A 14,323-nucleotide genomic window follows, 5' to 3' on the forward strand; every position below is an offset into this window, starting at 1 on the left:
CGCGCCAGTGATCGGTGAAGCTGGTAGACTCCGCGACCATCATGATCAGACTATCGAACCTCACTTTACAGCGTGGTCCCCAGCGCCTGCTAGAAGGCGCCGAGATGACCCTGCACACCGGCCACAAGGCCGGCCTGATCGGTGCCAATGGTGCCGGCAAATCCAGCCTGTTCGCATTGCTGCGCGGCGAGCTGTCGCCCGATGCCGGTGACTGCCAGCTGCCCGGCGACTGGCGCATCGCCCATATGCGCCAGGAGGTCGATACCCTCGACCGTATTGCCGTGGACTATGTCCTCGATGGCGACGTGCGCCTGCGCAAGGTCCAGGCAGATCTAGCCGCCGCCGAACTGGCCCACGATGGCACTGCCCTGGCGCGCCTGCACAGTGAACTGGACAGCGCCGACGGCTACACCGCCGACGCCCGCGCCCGCAAGTTGCTGGCCGGCCTTGGCTTCAGCAACGAGCAGATGGACCGCCGCGTCGGCGACTTCTCAGGTGGCTGGCGGATGCGCCTGAACCTGGCCCAGGCCCTGATGTGCCCGTCCGACCTGCTGCTGCTCGACGAGCCGACCAACCACCTGGATCTCGACGCCATCCTCTGGCTGGAGGATTGGCTCAAGGGCTACCCGGGCACGCTGCTGCTGATCTCCCACGACCGCGACTTCCTCGATGCCGTGGTCGACCATGTGCTGCACGTCGAACAGCGCAAGCTCAATCTCTACAAGGGCGGCTACAGCGCCTTCGAGCGCACCCGCGCCGAACGCCTGGCGCAGCAGCAGCAGGCCTACGAGAAGCAGCAGGCGCAGCGCGCGCACATGGAAAAGTACATCGCCCGCTTCAAGGCCCAGGCCACCAAGGCCCGCCAGGCGCAGAGCCGGATCAAGGCCCTGGAGCGCATGGAGGAGCTGTCGGCGGCTCACGTCGACTCGCCCTTCGACTTCGTTTTCCGTGAGTCCGAGAAGATCTCCAGCCCCTTGCTCGACCTGTCCGAAGGCCGTCTGGGCTATGGCGACAAGGCCATCCTCGAGAAGGTCAAGCTGCAGCTGGCACCGGGTGCGCGCATCGGTCTGCTCGGCCCCAACGGCGCGGGCAAGTCGACCCTGATCAAGAACCTCGCCGGTGAGCTGCAGCCATTGTCCGGGCGCCTGGTGCGTGGCGAAAACCTCGCCGTCGGCTACTTCGCCCAGCACCAGCTCGACTCGCTGGACGACAAGGCCAGCCCGCTGCTGCACTTGCAGCGCATTGCCCCGGGTGAGCGCGAGCAGACCCTGCGTGACTTCCTTGGTGGTTTCGACTTCCATGGCAACCGTGTCGACGAACCGGTGGTGAACTTCTCCGGTGGCGAAAAGGCCCGCCTGGCCCTGGCGTTGATCGCCTGGGAGCGGCCGAACCTGTTGCTGCTCGACGAGCCGACCAACCACCTGGACCTCGAGATGCGTCTGGCGCTGACCATGGCGCTGCAGGAATTCGCGGGTGCCGTGGTGGTGGTCTCCCACGACCGTCACCTGCTCAAGAGCACCACCAACGACTTCCTGCTGGTGGCCGACGGCAAGGTCGATACCTTCGACGGCGACCTCGACGACTACAGCCGCTGGCTGGTCGAGTTCCGCCAGCGCAACGCGCCGGTGAGCAGCACGCCGGCCAACCCGGACAAGACCGACAAGAAAGCCCAGCGCCAGGCGGCCGCGGCGCTGCGCCAGCAGTTGGCGCCGCACAAGAAGGCGGCCGACAAGCTGGAGACCGAGCTCAACCAGGTGCACAAGGACCTGGCCGAGGTCGAGACCGCCCTGGGCGACGGTGGCGTGTACGAGGCCGCGCGCAAGGACGAACTGCGCGACCTGCTGGCGCGCCAGACCAAGCTCAAGCAACGCGAAGGCGAGCTTGAGGAGGCCTGGATGGAGGCCCTGGAAACCCTTGAAAGCATGCAGGCCGAACTCGAGGCGCTGTCCTGATGGAGGAGCTGCGCTCGCTGTTACCGGGGCAGTGGATGGACTCGATGTGGCTGGGGTTGCAGATTCTGCTGATCCTGATCGCCGCGTTCGTCCTGCAGCGCATGGTCGCTCGCGGGTTGAGAAGCCTGGGCGAACGCTACCCGTTGCCGCACGAGCTGATGGTGCCGGTGCGCGGCGCCTTGCGCTGGCTGATCATGGGCAGCGCGCTGTTGTTCGTGCTCGAGCGCCTGGGTGTATCGGCCACGGTGCTGTGGACCGCGCTGTCGGGCTTCGTCGCGGTGGCGGCGGTGGCGTTCTTCGCTATTTGGAGCGTGCTGTCCAACCTGCTGTGCGCGGTGCTGATCTTCACCGTCGGGCCGTTTCGTATCGGCGATGTGGTCGAGCTGGTCGATACCCTCGACAAACCGGGGGTGAAGGGCCGGGTGATCGCCATCAACCTGCTGTACACCACGCTGATGGAAACGCCGGAAGCGGGTGGCGCACTGGTGCAGGTGCCCAACAGCCAGTTCTTCCAGAAAGCCGTGCGCCGTTGGCGTGGCGCCGAGGCCACCACTGCGGTCAAGCCGGAATCGATCGAAACCGACTGAAGCCGCAGAATTTACTGGTTATTTTTTCGCCAGCACCGTAGCTTAACGCTTTGTAACAAATGTTCGAGCGAGGTGTGCGATGTCGATGGAAACGTGGTTGGCCTTCTTTGCCGCGTGCTGGGTGATCAGCCTGTCGCCGGGTGCCGGGGCGATCGCCTCGATGTCCAGCGGGCTGCAGTACGGTTTCTGGCGTGGTTACTGGAACGCCCTGGGCCTGCAACTGGGCCTGATCGTGCAGATCGCCGTCATCGCCGCCGGTGTCGGCGCCATCCTCGCCGCTTCCGCCACGGCCTTCCAGGTCATCAAGTGGTTCGGCGTCGCCTACCTGGTCTACCTTGCCTACAAACAATGGCAAGCCCTGCCGATGGACATGAGCGACGAGTCCGGCGTGCGGCCGATCGGCAAGCCGCTGAGCCTGGTGTTCCGTGGCTTCCTGGTCAACGTCAGCAACCCCAAGGCGCTGGTGTTCATGCTCGCGGTGCTGCCGCAGTTCATCAACCCGCACGAGGCGTTGCTGCCGCAGTACGTGGCGATCACCGTGACCATGATCAGCGTCGACATGCTGGTGATGGCGGGTTACACCGGCCTGGCTTCGCGGGTGCTGCGCCTGTTGCGTACGCCGAAGCAGCAGAAACGCCTGAACCGTACCTTTGCCGGATTGTTCATTGGCGCGGCGACCTTCCTCGCCACCCTGCGCCGCGCGCCGATCTGAACTGTACTGGGGCCTCCCAGAGGCCCCATCAGCGCTGCCGGTCCACCAGCCCCTTTAGCAAGTCCAACGGCAGTGGAAACACGATGGTCGAGCTCTTGTCTCCGGCAATCGAACCCAGCGTCTGCATGTAGCGCAGTTGCATCGCCCCCGGCTCCTTGCCCAGCATCTGCGCCGCCTGCATGAGTTTCTCCGACGCCTGCAACTCACCTTCGGCATGGATCACCTTGGCCCGTCGTTCACGCTCGGCCTCGGCCTGGCGGGCAATGGCGCGGATCATCGACTCGTTGAGGTCGACGTGCTTGATCTCGACGTTGGCCACCTTGATGCCCCAGGCGTCGGTCTGCGCGTCCAGCACTTCGCGGATATCCGAGTTCAACTGTTCGCGCTCGGCCAGCAGTTCGTCCAGCTCGTGCTTGCCGAGCACCGCCCGCAGGGTGGTCTGGGCCAGCTGGCTGGTGGCGGCGAGGAAGTCCTCGACCTGGATGATCGCCTTCTGTGGGTCGAGCACGCGAAAGTACAGCACGGCGTTGACCTTGACCGAGACGTTGTCGCGGGTGATCACGTCCTGGGGCGGCACATCGAGCACCACGGTACGCAGGTCGACGCGCACCATCTGCTGGATCCCCGGAATCAGGATGATCAGGCCCGGGCCCTTGACCTGCCAGAAACGCCCGAGCTGGAACACCACGCCGCGCTCGTACTCGCGCAGGATGCGCAGCGCCGACAGCAGCAGTATGGCCAGCAGCACCAGTACGGCGCTGAAACCGAATTGCATGAACATCGTCTACTCTCCTTGCGCCGTGGGCGCAGTGGCGCTGACCTCCAGGGTCACGCCATGACGGGCCGTCACTCGCACGTGCTGGCCAGGTTGCAGTGGTGTCGCACACTGCACCTGCCACTGTTCGCCCTGGGCCTGTACCGAACCGCAGAACGGGTTGTCGGTGCGCACCTGCGTCACCGTGACCAGGCTGCCCACCAGCTCGGCATCGCCGCTGACCAGGGCGCGCCGGCGCGCTTTCACCGCCATGCCCAGCACGCCGCCGAGCAACAGCGCCGAGAGCACTGCCAGGCTGATGATCAGCGCCAGCGGAATGCCGAAGCCGGGGGCGTCGGTGTCCATCAGGATCACCGCCCCGACGACGAAGGCGACGATGCCGCCGAAGCCGACCACGCCGAAGCTGGGCAGGAACGCCTCGGCGACCATGAACGCCACCCCGAGCAGGATCAACGCCACCCCGGCATGGCTCACCGGCAGCAGTTGCAGGGCATACAGCGCCAGCAGCAGGCAGATGCCGCCGACCACGCCGCCGACCCCGGAGCCCGGGTTCATGAATTCGAACAGCAGGCCGTACACGCCGATCATGATCAGGATCAGCGCCACGCTGGGGTTGGTTATCACCGCCAGCAGGCGGGTGCGCCAGTCCGGCAGGTGTTCGGTCACACTGGCCTCATGGGTGCGCAGTTGCACGGTCTGGCCTGCGACGAGCAGTGACTTGCCATCGAGCTGGCGCAGCAGGTCGGGGAGGTCAGCGGCGACCAGGTCGATTACCTGCAAGCGCTGGGCTTCGCTGGCCGACAGGCTGACAGCCTCGCGCACGGCCTTCTCCGCCCAGTCGGCGTTGCGCCCGCGCAGCTGGGCCAGGCCACGGATGTAGGCGGCGGCGTCATTGACCTGTTTACGTGCCAGTGTGCCTTCTTCGCTGTTCGTGGCGGGTTGTTCAGCTTTGCCGGGAGCGCCGACCTGGACTGGCGTCGCGGCGCCGAGGTTGGTCCCTGGGGCCATGGCCGCGATATGGCTGGCGTAGAGGATGTAAGTGCCGGCGCTGGCTGCCCTGGCCCCACCCGGGGCGACGTAGGTGGCCACCGGCACGGGGCTTGCCAGGATCGCCTTGATGATCTGGCGCATGGCGCTGTCCAGCCCACCGGGGGTATCGAGGCGGATCACCACCAGTTGCGCGCGTTGTGCCTGCGCCTGGTCCAGCCCACGCAGCAGGTAGTCGGCGCTGGCCGGGCCGATGGCATCATCGACGCTCAACAGCCATACATTTGCGCCAGGCGCGCTCTGGCCACCCGGCGCGAAGCCGAGGATCAACAGCAACAGCAGCATGCGCCAGCGCTGGGCGATCACCTGTCGTCACCTCATGCAGACCTGTCCTTGAAGTTTAGCCGTGCCTGCCGGGTCACGGCCTAAACTTGAGGGTGGGGGCAAAACCGGAGGTGCATCATGCGTATGGCCAAGACCCTTCAGCAGCGCCTGGACCAGGCCAACTGCGACTACGACATCATTCCCCATCCCCACTCGGCCACCAGCCTTGAGTCGGCGCGCACGGCCGGCGTACCCGCCGAGCGGGTCGCCAAGTCAGTGATGCTTGATGACCGCCATGGCAACTTCATCATGGCCGTGCTGCCGGCCAACCGGCATCTGGACATGACCGAGGTGCGCATGACCGGCGCCTGGCAGCTGACCCGCGAAAGCAACCTGCCGAGCCTGTTCGGCGATTGCGAGCGCGGCGCCATCCCGGCCCTGGGCGACGCCTACAACATTCCCATGCTGCTCGACCGGAGTCTTACCCGCCAGGGCGATGTCTACCTCGAGGCAGGTGACCACGATCATCTGATCCACATGAGCATGGAGCAATACTTGAAGCTGGTGCCGCACGCCGAAGTGCGCGAACTGAGCTGATGCTCGCAACCAACGCCGGGTTGGCGTCGTGGACGACCCGCCCGGCCCGAGGAGGAATCATGGAAGCACCGAACCATCCATTTGCCGACCTGTTCAAGCAACTGGGGCTGGCGGACGATGCCACCAGCATCGACCAGTTCATTACCACTCATTCGCCGTTGAAGAATGAGATCAAGCTGGTGGACGCACCGTTCTGGACCGAGGCGCAAAGAACCTTTTTGAAGGAAAGCATCATAGAGGACGCCGATTGGGCGGTACCCTTCGACCAACTCAACGAAGCGCTGCGTCGCCCCCGCAAATAAAGCGCCGAGCGGCACCTGATGGGTGATCGGGCCGTTGCTATGCTCAGGTAAAACAAGAGGGGATGGCGCGATGAAAGATCCCTACGCACCAGGATTCTGGTGCACCGTGACGATCCTGGGCACCCTGACCGCCGGCTACTTCTACGGTATACGGCACACCCACCAGATGAACCAGGCCGTGCAGTTTCTCTATGCCGCCGCCGCCGTTACCGCGGCGGTGGCGCTCTGCGGCCTGGCCTGGATCGCCTGGCAGCATTTGCACCTGAACAAGCGTGAGGTGGCCCAGGGGCGAACGTTGCTGACCATCTGGAACACCAAGGTCGCCCTGCGCCGGGTCGAGACGGTGTTTGACCGCTACTTCTGGGGCAGCTACTGGCACTCCGGGCGCACCTTCGAGGAGGTGATGGGCGAGCTCAAGGGCACACCGCTGGAGCAGAGCCTCGACGCCCTCAAGCGCCAGTGCCGGGAACTCGACCGCGAGGTGCACGACCACCACCATCACTGGCTGGCCAATGCCCGCGACTTGTCCAGCGTGGCCACGGCGATGGCCCGCGAGCGCTATCAGCTGGACCTGTGCGATGCCCCGGTGCGCGAGGGCGGCAATACCGCCGTGCTCAATCGCGATCTGGAAGTGCTGGTGTACACCTGGTCGGCGCGCCTGCGCAGCTTCGACCATCAACTGGACGAGCTGGAGCGCGCTTACCACTGAGCGAGATCATTCGCCGCGGATGTATTGCTCAAGCTGCAGGATCAGGTTGGCCTGCTCGGCAATGGTTTCCTTCACCAGGTCGCCGATCGACAGCAACCCCAGCAGTTTGCCGTTGTCCACTACCGGCAGGTGGCGCAGGTGGCGGTTGGTCATCAGGTTCATGCAGTACTCGAGGTTCTGCTTGGGCTCCACGGTGACCACCGGCGAACTCATGATTTCCCGTACCGGCGTGGCAGCCGACGAGCGTCCCTTGAGTACCAGTTTGCGGGCATAGTCGCGCTCGCTGACGATGCCTACGACCTGATCGTTTTCCATCACCGGCAATGCACCGACGTTCTTCTCCGCCAGCAGCTTCAAGGCATCCAGCACCGAGTCATCAGGGCCTATGGTGTAGACGGTCTGATGCTGGGACTTGGCTTTGAGGATTTGTTCGACGTTCTTCATACGGGCCTCGGTGGGTGAAAAAGCGCTGTGTCGAAGTAAATAAAGCATCCGGCACGGCGCTCTGCACGGCAATGCAGGAAACGGCATCGAGGTGATTGAAAAACGTCATCGTGGCAAGGGGCTGCTGCGCAGCCCCGGGGTGAGTCATCAGAGCTTCGGCATCTGCCCGATCCGCGCCACCATCTCGCTGACGATCTGCAGGTCGAGCATGAACTGCTCCACGGTCTTGAACTCGTTGTCGTTGTGCCCGGTGTACTTCACATCCGGCATGGCCAGGCCGAACTGCACGCCGTTGGGCAGGTCGTGCACCGAGGTGGCGCCAGCGGAGGTGCCGTACTCGTGCTTCATGCCCAGGTTCTCGCTGGCCACGGCCAGCAGGGCCTTGACCCACTCGCCTTCGGGGTTGCGGTACATCGGCTCGTCCATGCTGTAGTCGAAGGCCACCTTGGCCTGGCTCTTGGCAACCCAGCTGTCGAGCTTGCCGGAGATCTCACCCTTGAGGGTGTCGAGCGACTTGCCTTTGGGAATACGCAGGTTCACCGCCAGCTTCAGCGCCTTGTCATCCAGGCCGACGAAGGTCAGCGAGGTGGTCAGCGGGCCCATGAAGTTGTCCTTGAAGCCCACGCCAAGCTTGTTGCCCAGGTAGTCCAGGCCCCAGTTGTCGGCGGCGTAGCGGGCGGCGTCGGTGATGTGGTTGTGCTTGAGCGGCACCTCCTTGCCCAGGCCATTGAGGAAGTCGAGCATGCGCGCCACCGGGTTGACCCCGGACTCGGGCTCGGAGGAGTGCGCCGACACGCCGGTCACGGTCAGCAGCACCTGCTTGCCGTCGACCTTGGCGTCGATGCTGAAGTCACCGCCATGGCGCTTGACGTAGGCCGCGCCGGCTTTTTCCAGGGCCTTGGCCAGCTCGGCCGGCTTGTCGCCGGTCAATGTCGCCACCGAGCTGCCGGGGATCTGGTTGGTGGCCAGGCCGCCGGTGAGGTTGATCACCTCGGCGCCTTTGCCATCACCGGCACGCTTGGCGAAGGTGGCCATGACGGTGCCATAGCCTTTCTCGGCGATCACGACCGGGTAGCCGCCGTCCAGCGCGAGGTTGTAGTCGGGGGTGGCGTTGCGTTCGAAGTAGTAGGGAATGGCGTCACCGGTGGTTTCCTCGGTGGTGTCCACCAGCAGCTTGAACTGGCGCGCCAGCGGCAGCTTTTCGTCCTTGGCTACTTTCAGCGCGTAGAGCGCCACGACGATGCCGTTCTTGTCGTCCTCGGTGCCGCGGCCATACATGCGGTCGCCCACCAGGGTGACCTTGAACGGGTCGAGCTTGGTGCCGTCCTTGAGCTTCCAGTTTTCCGGTGTGACAGGCACCACGTCGGCATGGGCGTGGATGCCGATGACTTCCTTGCCCTCGCCGAGGGTTATCTCGTAGACGCGGTTGTCGATATTGCGGAACTGCAGGCCGAAGCCCTCGGCCAGGGCCTTGATCTTGTCGGCGATCTTGAGGAAATCCGGGTTTTCGTGCTGCGGCACACCCTCTTTGCGAACGGTCGGGATCTCCACCAGCTCGCGCAGGGTCTCCTTGGCGGCCTTGCCGTACTTGATGCGGGTGTACAGGCCCAGCAGGCGGTTGATCTCGTCCTGCTGCTCGGCAGCCAGCGGCTTGCCGGCCAGGTACAGCTTGAGGGTGTCGTCCAGCTTGTCGGCCTTGGCCAGGTCGCTGCCGGCCAGCTTGCCGAGGAACTGCTTGAAGTCGGCCGGATCGCTGCCGTCGTAGGCCTTGATGATGGCGGCGGACTGCTGCTGGGAGAGGTTGGCCTGGGCCGGGATCGAGAACATGGCCACGCTGGCCAGCAGGAGCGATGCGGCGGATAGCTTGGTAAATGGCATGGGTGTGCGCATTCCTTTGCAAGGGGTGGAGGGTGACCGTTTACGCAAACGGAAGATGCCCACGCTATCACCAATGACTACTGGCGCGGGAGAGGTGGCAATGTGCATTTCCGCACAAACGTACAAGCTTTCATCTGCGGCGCGGCCTGCAGCTTTATGACAAAAATGCGTATCATTAGCGTTTTTTGCAATAACCCGTTCTACGAGAGAAGGATCCTCATGTTCACGTCTTACCTTGCACCCCTGGCCGGGGTGCTGGCCGTCACCCTTGCCTGCATCACACCCGCCCAGGCCCGGGACGATGGCACCGACCACTCTGTCACCCTGGAAAAGGTCGTGCAGACCTTCACCGTGCAGGCCGACGGCAGCTTCCAGGTGGCGGTCGAGTCGATCTCGCGCATCAACGAAGAGCGGGCCATCCAGGCCAAGGCCCAGCAGCCGCTGAGCTACAACCGCTCGTACGAAACCCTGGAGGTCGACGAAGCCTTCACCCAGAAGCCCGATGGGCGCAAGGTGATGGTCGATGCCTCGCAGATCAAGGAGCAGCAGGAGCAGGCGTCCACCTACGCGCCGATGTTCCAGGACTCCCGGGTCAAGGTGGTGATCTTCCCGGAAGTGGCCGTCGGCGATCGCCTGGTGCTGCGTTACAAGCGCCATCGCAACACTGCGCTGTTCCCCGGCCACTTCGAGGACCTCACCGGCCCGGATTTCCACCCCGTGGAGCAGTTCTCGCTAATCTACGACCTGCCGGCGGATCTGCCGCTGTACGCTGATGCCCGTGGCTTCAAGGCGTCCTCGCCCAAGGCCGGCAAGGGCCGCAAGGTCTACCGCTGGGACTTCGTGCCCGCCGACAGGGCCAGGATCGAGGCGAGCGCCGTGTCCTACCTGGACTATGGCCAGTACCTCGCGGTGTCGACCTTCAAGGATTACGCAGGGCTTGCCGCCAGCTACCAGACGCGCGCTGGGGTGGAAGTGACGCCGGCCATCGCCGCACTGGCCGAGCAGTTGACGGCGAACCTGCCCGATGCCCGGGCCAAGGCGCTCAAGCTCAGTGACTGGGTGCGTGAGAACATCCGCTACGTGGCGGTCTATGTCGGTGCCGGCGGGGTGGTTCCGCATTCGGCGCAGAGCGTGCTGGACAACCGCTATGGCGACTGCAAGGACCATGTCGCCCTGCTCGAGGCGTTGCTCAAGGCCGCGGCCATCGAAAGCTCGCCTGCCCTGATCAACCTCGGCAATGCCTACCACCTGCCCAAGGTGCCGACCCTGGGCGTGCTCAACCATGTGTTGACCTACGTACCGAGCCTGGATCTGTACCTGGACTCGACCGACCCGTCGGTGGCCGCCGGCTACCTGCCGCTGATGGATCTGGACAAGACGACGCTGCTGACCGCCTCGGGCGAATTCGGCAAGACCCCGGCCTCGCAGTTCGGCAAGCAGGTCGGTGAGATGCTGTTCAAGGTCAAGGGCACGGGTGCCGCGGACTTCACCGGCGCTTCGACGATCGAGGGTTGGGCCAGCGAGGTCAACCGCTATGGCGCCAAGTCGATGAAGCCGGCCGACCTCGACCGCATGGTCGAGCAGGTGCTCAATGCCTACGGGCAGCGGGGCAGCGGCAAGATCCTGATCCAGCCATCGGTGGCGCCGGAGCACTTCCACAGCCAGGTCCAGGGGCATACCGAGAACCTGGTGAACCTGCCAGGGCCAGTGGGGCTTCCAGCACTGAGCAGCCTGGTCGGTGGCATCTCGCAGATGGTCTATGGTTTTGCCGCCGAAAACGAACGCACCCAGGGCTTCGTCTGCATTTCCAACGAAACGGTGGAGAAGTCGCGCTTCGAGTTCCCTGCCGAAGTCACCGTCCTGGCGACGCCCAAGGCCGTTGCCGTGAAGGAAGGCAGCTTCGACTACAGTGCCCGTTACACGCGCGATGGCAATGCCGTGGTGGTCGAGCGGCGCATGCAGTTCAAGCATCCGAAGGCGGTGTGCACGCCTGAAGAGTTCAAGGCGATGAAGCCAGTCATTGAAACCATGGTCAGGGACCTGCAAGGCCAGATCATCGTGCAGGGCTGAGGCCCGGAAACGCAAAAGCCCCGCCAGAGCGATCTGAGCGGGGCTTTTGTTTGCCGCCATCGGTGAAAACACACGGGTGGCAGCGCGAAGTCATGGCGCACTCGGCGGGATTCGAACCCACGACCCCTGCCTTCGGAGGGCAGTACTCTATCCAGCTGAGCTACGAGTGCATCGGGGCGCATGATACCCATCTGCGTTGGTGGCGTCCATCGCCTTGATATAGGAGTGTTTTTCCCTGGCTGTGCGATCGCGCGCCCGTGGCAGCGGGCTTGCCCTGCGATGCGCTCTAACCATATTCGATATCGGTATTTTCCAGGCCAGGCTTATACCCGCTATCTTCTGGTCACAACTTGTTATAACAAGTCAGCCAGCAGAGAAGACCATGGCCGAATTGCTCCCGCTTTCTCCCGTACCGCTCTACACCCAGCTCAAGGAACTGCTACGCGAGCGCATCCTCGACGGCTGCTACCCACCGCACAGCCGCATGCCCTCGGAAAACGAGCTGGGCAAGGCTTTCGACGTCAGCCGCATCACCGTGCGTCAGGCCCTGGGCGACCTGCAGAAGGAAGGGCTGATCTTCAAGATCCATGGCAAGGGCACCTTTGTCGCCAAGCCCAAGGCGTTCCAGAACGTCAGCACCCTGCAGGGCCTGGCCGAGTCGATGACGCAGATGGGCTACGAAGTGCTCAACCGCCTGCGCAGTTTCCGCCATGTGCCGGCCAGTGCATTGGTCGCGCAGCGGCTGCAGGTCGAGGAGGGCAGCCTGGTTACCGAAATCCGCCGCGTGCGCCTGATCAACCGTGAGCCGGTGTCGCTGGAAATCACCTGGCTGCCCCAGGCGGTCGGCGAGAAGCTGGAGAAGGCCGACCTGGTCACCCGCGACATCTTCCTGTTGCTGGAAAACGACTGCGGCATCGCCCTTGGCCATGCCGACCTGGCAATCGATGCGGTGCTCGCCGACAGCGACCTGACCCAGGCCCTGGAGGTGGAAGAGGGCGCGCCGATCATGCGTATCGAGCGCCTCACCCACACCGCCGACGGCGCCCCGCTGGACTTCGAACACCTTTATTACCGTGGCGACGCGTTCCAGTACCGCCTGCGCATCGACCGCCAGAAGGGAGGCAAGGCATGAGCATCCAGACCCAGGATTACGACATCGTCGTCATCGGTGGTGGCACCGCCGGGCCCATGGCCGCGATCAAAGCCAAGGAGCAGGACAAGACCCTGCGCGTGCTGTTGCTGGACAAGGCCAACGTCAAGCGCAGCGGCGCCATCAGCATGGGCATGGACGGCCTGAACAACGCCATCATCCCCGGGCATGCCACGCCCGAGCAGTACACCAAGGAAATCACCGTCGCCAACGACGGCATCGTCAATCAGGCCGCGGTGCATGCCTACGCCACCAAGAGTTTCGAGACCATCGAGCAGCTCGACCGGTGGGGCGTGAAGTTCGAGAAGGACGAAACTGGCGACTACGCGGTGAAGAAGGTCCACCACATGGGCGCTTATGTGCTGCCCATGCCCGAGGGCCACGACATCAAGAAGGTGCTGTATCGCCAGCTCAAGCGCGCCCGGGTGGAGATCAGCAACCGCATGGTCTGCACCCGCGTGCTGCTCGATGGCGAAGGCGCCGCCGCCGGTGTACTGGGCTTTGACTGCCGCTCGGGCGAGTTCCGGGTGATCCGCGCCAAGGCGGTTGTCCTTGCCTGCGGCGCCGCCGGGCGCCTGGGCCTGCCCTCTTCGGGCTACCTGATGGGCACCTACGAAAACCCCACCAATGCCGGCGACGGATACGCCATGGCCTACCATGCCGGGGCGGAACTGGCCAACCTGGAGTGCTTCCAGATCAACCCGCTGATCAAGGACTACAACGGCCCGGCCTGCGCCTACGTCACCGGCCCCCTGGGCGGCTACACCGCCAATAGCAAGGGCGAGCGCTTCATCGAGTGCGACTACTGGAGCGGGCAGATGATGTGGGAGTTCCACCAGGAACTCGAAGGCGGCAACGGCCCGGTGTTCCTCAAGCTCGACCACCTGGCCGAGGAAACCATCCAGAACATCGAGGAAATCCTGCACAGCAACGAGCGCCCCAGCCGTGGCCAGTTCCACGCCGGGCGTGGCACCGACTACCGCCAGCACATGGTCGAGATGCATATCTCCGAGATCGGCTTCTGCTCCGGGCATTCGGCTTCGGGGGTGTGGGTCAACGAAAAGGCCGAGACCAGCGTCAAGGGCCTGTACGCCGCCGGCGACATGGCCGCGGTACCGCACAACTACATGCTCGGCGCGTTCACCTATGGCTGGTTCGCCGGGGTGAATGCCGCGCAGTATGTGGCCGGGCGTGAGTACGCCGAGGTCGACACGCAGCAGGTCGAACGCGAACAGGCGCGGGTGTTCGCGCCCTTGCAGCGTGAGCACGGCCTGCCGCCGGCCCAGGTCGAGTACAAGCTACGCCGCATGGTCAACGACTACCTGCAGCCGCCCAAGGTGACCAAGAAGATGGAAATCGGCCTGGCGCGCTTCGCCGAAATCGAACGCGATCTTGAGCAGATGAAGGCCAACAACCCCCATGAGCTGATGCGTGCCATGGAAGTTGCGGTCATCCGCGACTGCGCCGAGATGGCCGCGCGCGCTTCGTTGTTCCGCAAGGAGAGCCGCTGGGGGCTGTACCACCACCGGGTTGATTTCCCCGAGCGCAATGATGGCGAGTGGTTCGTGCATTGCCATCTGAAGAAGGGCGAGGACGGTGGGATGACCAGCTTCAAGAAAGCGGTGGAGCCGTACCTGATCCCGCTGGATGCCGAGGAACAGACCGCGTACGACCGGCTGCGGGTGAAGGCTGACGCGGCGTGAATGGGGCCGCTGTGCGGCCCTTTCGCCGGCAAGCCGGCTCCCACAGGGTGGGCATAGCGCTTTTGTGGGAGCTGGCTTGCCAGCGATAGGGCCAGCAGCCCCGGCGATGAACCATAAAGAGGGCCAAAGGCCC

General features: G+C 64.3%; 13 protein-coding genes and 1 tRNA gene. 9 read left to right on the top strand and 5 right to left on the bottom strand.

The features are described from left to right. The first annotated feature begins 41 nt into the window (after positions 1-41). From DFS21_RS05450 to DFS21_RS05460, 3 genes are all read left to right on the top strand, one after another. Positions 42-1,952, top strand: coding sequence for an ATP-binding cassette domain-containing protein (locus DFS21_RS05450; RefSeq protein WP_102683511.1), 1,911 nt, complete (start codon positions 42-44; stop codon positions 1,950-1,952). After that, a complete protein-coding gene (locus tag DFS21_RS05455; protein ID WP_110697093.1) occupies positions 1,952-2,539 on the top strand; it encodes a mechanosensitive ion channel family protein in 588 nt (195 codons plus the stop codon). The genes DFS21_RS05450 and DFS21_RS05455 overlap by 1 nt, the downstream gene beginning before the upstream one ends. Before the next feature lie 79 nt (positions 2,540-2,618). Beyond that, on the top strand, positions 2,619-3,251 hold the full coding sequence (locus DFS21_RS05460) for a LysE family transporter (protein WP_110697095.1): 633 nt from the start codon (positions 2,619-2,621) through the stop codon (positions 3,249-3,251). Between the two features lie 28 nt (positions 3,252-3,279). Here DFS21_RS05460 and DFS21_RS05465 read toward each other — a convergent pair whose 3' ends face one another. After that, positions 3,280-4,032 carry a slipin family protein gene (locus DFS21_RS05465; RefSeq protein WP_110697097.1) on the bottom strand — a complete coding sequence of 251 codons (753 nt, stop codon included), beginning with the start codon at positions 4,030-4,032 and terminating at the stop codon, positions 3,280-3,282. Between the two features lie 3 nt (positions 4,033-4,035). After that, positions 4,036-5,358 carry a nodulation protein NfeD gene (locus DFS21_RS05470; protein WP_371926786.1) on the bottom strand — a complete coding sequence of 441 codons (1,323 nt, stop codon included), beginning with the start codon at positions 5,356-5,358 and terminating at the stop codon, positions 4,036-4,038. Positions 5,359-5,475: 117 nt separating this feature from the next. On the opposite strand from DFS21_RS05470, the gene DFS21_RS05475 reads away from it, so the two are divergent. The 3 genes from DFS21_RS05475 (at position 5,476) to DFS21_RS05485 (ending at position 6,945) form a co-directional block, all read left to right on the top strand. Next, positions 5,476-5,934: an aminoacyl-tRNA deacylase gene (locus tag DFS21_RS05475; protein WP_023629227.1), complete on the top strand. Its 459-nt coding sequence runs from the start codon at positions 5,476-5,478 to the stop codon at positions 5,932-5,934. Positions 5,935-5,993: 59 nt separating this feature from the next. Continuing rightward, positions 5,994-6,236, top strand: coding sequence for a DUF2789 domain-containing protein (locus DFS21_RS05480; protein WP_023629226.1), 243 nt, complete (start codon positions 5,994-5,996; stop codon positions 6,234-6,236). 70 nt (positions 6,237-6,306) lie between these two features. Beyond that, complete coding sequence (locus tag DFS21_RS05485) at positions 6,307-6,945, top strand: NADH:ubiquinone oxidoreductase subunit N (protein WP_102683508.1); 639 nt, start codon at positions 6,307-6,309, stop codon at positions 6,943-6,945. 6 nt (positions 6,946-6,951) lie between these two features. Here the strand turns inward: DFS21_RS05485 and DFS21_RS05490 are convergent, their stop codons facing one another. Next, on the bottom strand, positions 6,952-7,389 hold the full coding sequence (locus DFS21_RS05490; protein ID WP_110697101.1) for a CBS domain-containing protein: 438 nt from the start codon (positions 7,387-7,389) through the stop codon (positions 6,952-6,954). Positions 7,390-7,536: 147 nt separating this feature from the next. Next, entirely contained in the window at positions 7,537-9,267 is a 1,731-nt protein-coding gene (locus DFS21_RS05495) for a dipeptidase (RefSeq protein ID WP_111531953.1), read from the bottom strand. Positions 9,268-9,486: 219 nt separating this feature from the next. Here DFS21_RS05495 and DFS21_RS05500 point away from each other — a divergent pair, with 219 nt between their 5' ends. Then, on the top strand, positions 9,487-11,337 hold the full coding sequence (locus tag DFS21_RS05500; protein WP_111531954.1) for a DUF3857 and transglutaminase domain-containing protein: 1,851 nt from the start codon (positions 9,487-9,489) through the stop codon (positions 11,335-11,337). A gap of 93 nt (positions 11,338-11,430) precedes the next feature. Here the strand turns inward: DFS21_RS05500 and DFS21_RS05505 are convergent. Continuing rightward, a tRNA-Arg gene (locus DFS21_RS05505) sits at positions 11,431-11,507 on the bottom strand. A 212-nt stretch (positions 11,508-11,719) separates the two neighbouring features. Here DFS21_RS05505 and DFS21_RS05510 point away from each other — a divergent pair. Then, positions 11,720-12,469 (top strand): GntR family transcriptional regulator, encoded by a 750-nt coding sequence (locus DFS21_RS05510; protein WP_111531955.1) that lies wholly within the window; start codon positions 11,720-11,722, stop codon positions 12,467-12,469. After that, positions 12,466-14,190 carry a fumarate reductase/succinate dehydrogenase flavoprotein subunit gene (locus tag DFS21_RS05515; protein WP_102683503.1) on the top strand — a complete coding sequence of 575 codons (1,725 nt, stop codon included), beginning with the start codon at positions 12,466-12,468 and terminating at the stop codon, positions 14,188-14,190. The genes DFS21_RS05510 and DFS21_RS05515 overlap by 4 nt, the downstream gene beginning before the upstream one ends. The last annotated feature ends 133 nt before the right edge of the window (positions 14,191-14,323 follow it).

Origin of the sequence: Pseudomonas sp. 2848, assembly GCF_003253945.1 — a bacterium.
GTDB lineage: Bacteria > Pseudomonadota > Gammaproteobacteria > Pseudomonadales > Pseudomonadaceae > Aquipseudomonas.

Bases quoted from the DNA above. Each gene is read 5' to 3' on its own strand.
- DFS21_RS05470 (WP_371926786.1), bottom strand. From the start codon at position 5,358: ATGCTGCTGTTGCTGTTGATCCTCGGCTTCGCGCCGGGTGGCCAGAGC.
- DFS21_RS05475 (WP_023629227.1), top strand. From the start codon at position 5,476: ATGCGTATGGCCAAGACCCTTCAGCAGCGCCTGGACCAGGCCAACTGC.
- DFS21_RS05490 (WP_110697101.1), bottom strand. From the start codon at position 7,389: ATGAAGAACGTCGAACAAATCCTCAAAGCCAAGTCCCAGCATCAGACC.
- DFS21_RS05465 (WP_110697097.1), bottom strand. From the start codon at position 4,032: ATGTTCATGCAATTCGGTTTCAGCGCCGTACTGGTGCTGCTGGCCATA.
- DFS21_RS05450 (WP_102683511.1), top strand. From the start codon at position 42: ATGATCAGACTATCGAACCTCACTTTACAGCGTGGTCCCCAGCGCCTG.
- DFS21_RS05500 (WP_111531954.1), top strand. From the start codon at position 9,487: ATGTTCACGTCTTACCTTGCACCCCTGGCCGGGGTGCTGGCCGTCACC.
- DFS21_RS05485 (WP_102683508.1), top strand. From the start codon at position 6,307: ATGAAAGATCCCTACGCACCAGGATTCTGGTGCACCGTGACGATCCTG.
- DFS21_RS05480 (WP_023629226.1), top strand. From the start codon at position 5,994: ATGGAAGCACCGAACCATCCATTTGCCGACCTGTTCAAGCAACTGGGG.
- DFS21_RS05495 (WP_111531953.1), bottom strand. From the start codon at position 9,267: ATGCCATTTACCAAGCTATCCGCCGCATCGCTCCTGCTGGCCAGCGTG.
- DFS21_RS05455 (WP_110697093.1), top strand. From the start codon at position 1,952: ATGGAGGAGCTGCGCTCGCTGTTACCGGGGCAGTGGATGGACTCGATG.
- DFS21_RS05515 (WP_102683503.1), top strand. From the start codon at position 12,466: ATGAGCATCCAGACCCAGGATTACGACATCGTCGTCATCGGTGGTGGC.
- DFS21_RS05460 (WP_110697095.1), top strand. From the start codon at position 2,619: ATGTCGATGGAAACGTGGTTGGCCTTCTTTGCCGCGTGCTGGGTGATC.
- DFS21_RS05510 (WP_111531955.1), top strand. From the start codon at position 11,720: ATGGCCGAATTGCTCCCGCTTTCTCCCGTACCGCTCTACACCCAGCTC.